1 protein-coding gene is annotated in these 1,381 nt (G+C 73.8%); it reads right to left on the reverse strand.

Translation table 11 applies throughout. From position 1 onward, the window contains the following. Positions 1-130: 130 nt before the first annotated feature. Positions 131-1,381, reverse strand: a 1,251-nt coding sequence (locus AOK22_RS39015) for a tetratricopeptide repeat protein (RefSeq protein WP_208606515.1), incomplete at its 5' end; no start/stop codon positions are given.

Here is a 1,381-nt window from a genome sequence, read left to right on the forward strand (position 1 = left end):
CTCGACGAGCAGGACCCGGCCCTCCGCGTCACGGAAGAGCGCGGCGGCCCCGACGAGGACACGGGGGAGGCCCGCGATGTACGTGGCGTAGTCGTCAGTGGTCTCACGGCAGCGTAGCCGGGCCGGCAGGTCAGGGCCGGGGTGGCCGGACGTCGGTCAGGATTCGCAGCGTCGCGAGGGTGGCGGGGTCGTCGGGGCCCAGGACACGTGAGCGCGCCTCGTGGACGGCCGACGCGATGTCGAGGGCCTCGGCCAGGAGCCCGACGCCGCTGAGCGCCACGGCCAGTTCGTGTCCGCTCGCAAGGGTGTCCGGGTGCTCGGCGCCGAGAGCGGCCCGGCGTCCGCTGTAGGCGGCGCGTGCCTCGGTCACGGCCTCCTGGTGCCGGCCCAGGGAGATCAGTGCGACGACGAGGTTGTGCCGGCTCAGCAGCGTGTCGGGGTGCTGGTCGTCCCGGATGTTCTCCCAGAGGCGCAGCACGGTGCGGCAGATCGTGTCCGTCTCCTCGTGGCGTCCCAGGTGGTGGAGGACGTAGGCGCGCAGTTGGTGCGCGATCAGGGTGTCGGGGTGCTCCCTGCCGAGCACGGTGTCGCGGCCCGTCGCGCAGTCGGAGAAGGACTCCAGGGCTTCGTCGAGGCGCCCGAGCGCGAGCTCCAGACGGCCGATCTCGCAGCGGGTGGCGAGCGTCTGGGGGTGGGCCGGGCCGAGGTATTCGAGCTGGCGGGCCCTGATCCGCTCCAGAATGCCGATCGTCTCGTGCTGCTTTCCCGGGCGGGCGAAGGACATGGCCTTGCGGAACTGGTCGCCGAGCTGGGCCTCTTGGGGGAGGCGCCGGGGCAGCGGCAGCCGGAAGGGGACGCCGTCCCGGGGCGCGCCCGAGTGGTGGAGGACCGGGCCGCCGGGCGCGGCGAGGTCGATGCGGAAGTCGAGGTCGACCGGCCCCCGCCGGGGCCCTTCGAGGAGCAGGAGGTGGATGTCGAGGTCCTCGAGCCAGCCGATGTCCCCGTGCAGCCCCGACGCTTCGAGCACCACGATCAGTCTGGTCAGGGCGGGGCGCGGAGCGCCGGACGCGCGCGCGGCGGCGATCAGCTCGCGGCGGCGGGCGCGCTCGGCGTCGAGGGCGGGCTCCAGCTCCCGGGCCGCTCCGGTCACCAGGTGCGGCAGCATGCCGGTCCTCGCCGACCGGAGGAACTGATCGGCCGAGTCGAGAAGATGGAAGCGGACCTCGGCCGGGGAGTGCCGTGCGGCGAGACCGCCGATGATCTCCTCCAGGACGGCGGAGAGGTCCGCCTTCGAGCCCTGGACGACGCCGTGCGGGCCCATGGCACGGAAGTCCAGGACGACCTCGGTTCCCTCTCGGTCGCGGCCCACGGGCACGGCGAG

The sequence above is a fragment of the Streptomyces silaceus genome, from assembly GCF_001419745.1.
In the GTDB taxonomy this organism is placed as follows: domain Bacteria; phylum Actinomycetota; class Actinomycetes; order Streptomycetales; family Streptomycetaceae; genus Streptomyces; species Streptomyces silaceus.